A 3,038-nucleotide genomic window follows, 5' to 3' on the forward strand; every position below is an offset into this window, starting at 1 on the left:
GCGGTGCGCCGTGCAGGCTGGCGGACTGGTCGATCTGGCCGGCAGGTCGTGCCTGGTGACGGGCGCGGCCAGCGGTATCGGACGGGCCACCGCGGCCCTCTTCTCCCGGCTCGGCGGCCGGGTCACCGCCGCCGACCTGGACACGGCGGGGCTGACCGCGCTGCGCCGCGACTGCGCCGACCGGGGCGACGCGCAGGGGGTGACCGTGGTGACCGGGGACGTGTCCCGGCCCGCGGACGCCGAGCGGATGACGGGCGCGGCGGTGGCGGCGGGCGGCGGGCTGGACGTGCTGGTCGCGAACGCCGGGATCCTGCCGCTGTCGGACCTGCTGGAGACCAGCGCCGAGGACTGGGACCGGGTGATGGCCGTCGACGGCCGCGGGATGTTCCTCTCCTGCAAGTACGCCGTCGCCCGGATGGCCGAGCAGGAGACGGGCGGGGCCGTGGTGTGCGTCTCCTCGATCTCCGGCGTGGCCGGCCAGGCCCGTCAAGCCGCCTACGGACCGGCCAAGTTCGTCGCCTCCGGGCTCACCAAGCACCTCGCGGTGGAGTGGGCCGCCCGCGGGATCCGGGTGAACGCGGTGGCCCCCGGCACCATCCGCACCGAACGCGTCCGGCGCCTCGCGGACGAGCCCGGCGGCTCCGAGTACCTCGACCGCATCGCGGGCCTCCACCCGGTCGGCCGCCTCGGCGAGCCCGAGGAGGTGGCCCGCGCGATCGCCTTCCTCGCCTCCGACGCCGCCTCCTTCATCACCGGGGCGGTCCTCCCCGTCGACGGCGGCTACCTGGCCCAGTAGCCGTTCGCGGTCAGCGGCGGTGGTGGCGGTCCAGTTCCGCGAGGGCGGTGTTGACCACGGCGACGGCGGCGAAGACGAGGGCGGGCCGGGTGCGGCCGAGGGAGTACAGGGCGGCCGCCGCGGAGCCGAAGAAGAGGGCCTTCACCACGAGCACGGCCGCGAGGGGCACGGTGAAGGTGGCCTTGGGGGCGGCGAACAGGCCCCAGGCGGTGGCCGCGAGCGCGGGCGCGCCGACGGCGAGCAGGATCCGCAGCACCGTGTTCTGGCCGGTGGACCACCCCCACCAGGCCAGCAGTGCCAGCCCGGCCAGTTCCATGAGGAAGGCCAGGCCCTCGTTGACGAGGTGGAGCGGGGTGGGGAGCATCGGCCGGGGTGCCTTTCGTGGGGCGGACGGCGAACGGTCGATGCATTAGATCAGGCCGGGGGTGGTCGTGAACAGGCCAAGGAAGGAAGCGGGTTGGGGCAGCCGCGAGGGCCCCTGCGCGGTGGCGCGAGGGGCCCTCGGCCGGGTGGGGGTCAGCGGGTGGTGTAGCCGCCGTTGAGGAAGAGGGTCTGGCCGTTGGCCCACCAGCCGTCGGTGAGCATGTGCCGCACCCACGGGACGATGTCCTCGATCTTGGTGAGGTCGCCGTTCATCGCGGAGGACTTGTGGTAGGCGACGGAGTCGGCGTCCTCGGCCGGGTAGAAGAAGGAGGTGTCCATCGGGCCGGGGGCGATGTTGTTGACGGAGATGTTGCGGCCGAACAGCTCCTTGGACAGCGCGCGGGTGAAGTGCTCGACGGGGGCCTTGCTGCCGGCGTAGGAGGAGTACAGGCCGGTGTAGGCGGCGAGCAGGGAGGTCACGATGGTGATGATCTTGCCGCCGTCCTCCATCCGGCGGGCGGCCTCGCGCATCACGAAGAACGCGGCCTTGGAGTTGACCGCGAACATCCGGTCGTACTCCTCCTCCGAGATCTCGGTGAGGGGCTTCTTCAGCACCATGCCCGCGGTGTTGACGCTGATGTCGAGCTTCCCGAAGCGCGTGACGACCTCGTCGAAGACCCGCTCGACCTCCGCGACCTGGGTGAGGTCGGCCTGGATCGCGAAGGCCTCGCCGGGTCCGGCGTTGATCTCCGCGACGACGTCCTCCGCCTTGGCCTTGGACGAGGGGCTGTTGTAGTGGACCGCCACCTTGGCGCCCTCGGCGCCGATGGTCGTGCTGATCAGCCCGCCGAGGTTGCGGGAGGCGCCGCCGACGAAGGCGACCTTGCCGGCCAGCGTCTTGGTGGGGGTGGCGGGGTGGTTCGCCATGACGTTCTCCTTCACAGAGCACGGGTGGGGCGGTGACCGCCCCGGGGACGAGTGGGACCACTGCGCCCGTGTTCCGCAGCATGCACGGGGACCGCGGGCGCGTTCTTGGACGATCCGCGCGCACGGTGGGACGATCCGCGCATCACCCGCAGGGGACGACGACGGCACGCCGCGGTCACCGTCCGCACGCGAACCTGTGCGTACAGTGGCATCACTCGCACCGCCGTGGGGGGACGGGCAGAATCGTGGGCGTGGTCGCGCCACCCGCCGGGCCCGCTTCCACAGCGGCGAGGCCCTCGTCAACTCCGCCGGTTACGCCTCCCGGCCGCGCTGGCAGGAGGACGTGGAGCTGCTGCTGCTCGCCGTCGGCCCGGGCTGGCTGGAGGCGTACGCGCGGGAGAGCGGGGCGCGGGTGCGCGGGCCGCTGGAGCTCGCTCCGGACTTCCACTTCACCGACCCGCTGCTGACGCTGCTGGTGCAGCGGCTCGTCGGGGAGTACGAGTCCGGTCGCCCGGTGGACGGGCTGTACGCGCAGTCGCTGGTCCAGGCGGCCGCCGCCGTCGTGCTGCGGCGGTGTACGGCCGGGGGCGGCCCTCCGGCGCGCGGGGGCGGTCTGCCGGCCCGGCGCCTGGCGGAGCTGCGCGACTACATCCACCTCCACCTCGGCCGGCGCATCACCCTGGAGGAGCTGTCGGCGGTCGCCGGGGTCAGCACCGCCCACCTCAACCGGCTGTTCCGGGCCTCGGTCGGGGAGAGCCCGCACCAGTACGTGCTGCGCCAGCGCGTCGAGCGGGCCCAGAACGCCCTGCTGCACACCGACGCGAGCATCGCCGACATCGCCGTGTCGCACGGTTTCGCCGATCAGAGCCACCTCACGCGGGCCCTGCGGCGCGCCACCGGGCTGACGCCCGGGGTGCTGCGGGAGGACGGGGCGCGCGGGCCGGCCCGCGGC

4 protein-coding genes are annotated in these 3,038 nt (G+C 73.6%); 2 read left to right on the forward strand and 2 right to left on the reverse strand.

Translation table 11 applies throughout. From position 1 onward, the window contains the following. Window positions 1–55: 55 nt before the first annotated feature. The gene (locus ACFVXK_RS37925; protein ID WP_389621753.1) at window positions 56–796 is read left to right on the forward strand and encodes an SDR family NAD(P)-dependent oxidoreductase; all 741 of its coding nucleotides are present in this window, start codon (window positions 56–58) and stop codon (window positions 794–796) included. A gap of 10 nt (window positions 797–806) precedes the next feature. Here the strand turns inward: ACFVXK_RS37925 and ACFVXK_RS37930 are convergent, their stop codons facing one another. Then, window positions 807–1,160, reverse strand: coding sequence for a YrdB family protein (locus ACFVXK_RS37930; RefSeq protein WP_389621744.1), 354 nt, complete (start codon window positions 1,158–1,160; stop codon window positions 807–809). A gap of 152 nt (window positions 1,161–1,312) precedes the next feature. After that, a complete protein-coding gene (locus ACFVXK_RS37935) occupies window positions 1,313–2,086 on the reverse strand; it encodes an SDR family oxidoreductase (protein ID WP_389621747.1) in 774 nt (257 codons plus the stop codon). A 205-nt stretch (window positions 2,087–2,291) separates the two neighbouring features. On the opposite strand from ACFVXK_RS37935, the gene ACFVXK_RS37940 reads away from it, so the two are divergent. Further along, on the forward strand, window positions 2,292–3,038 hold a 747-nt coding region (locus ACFVXK_RS37940), incomplete at its 3' end, for a helix-turn-helix domain-containing protein (protein ID WP_389621750.1).

It is taken from the genome of Streptomyces sp. NPDC058157, assembly GCF_042884105.1.
Lineage (GTDB): Bacteria > Actinomycetota > Actinomycetes > Streptomycetales > Streptomycetaceae > Streptomyces.

Excerpts from the sequence above, each read along its gene's own strand:
- ACFVXK_RS37930 (WP_389621744.1), bottom strand. The coding sequence starts at position 1,160 with ATGCTCCCCACCCCGCTCCACCTCGTCAACGAGGGCCTGGCCTTCCTC.
- ACFVXK_RS37935 (WP_389621747.1), bottom strand. The coding sequence starts at position 2,086 with ATGGCGAACCACCCCGCCACCCCCACCAAGACGCTGGCCGGCAAGGTC.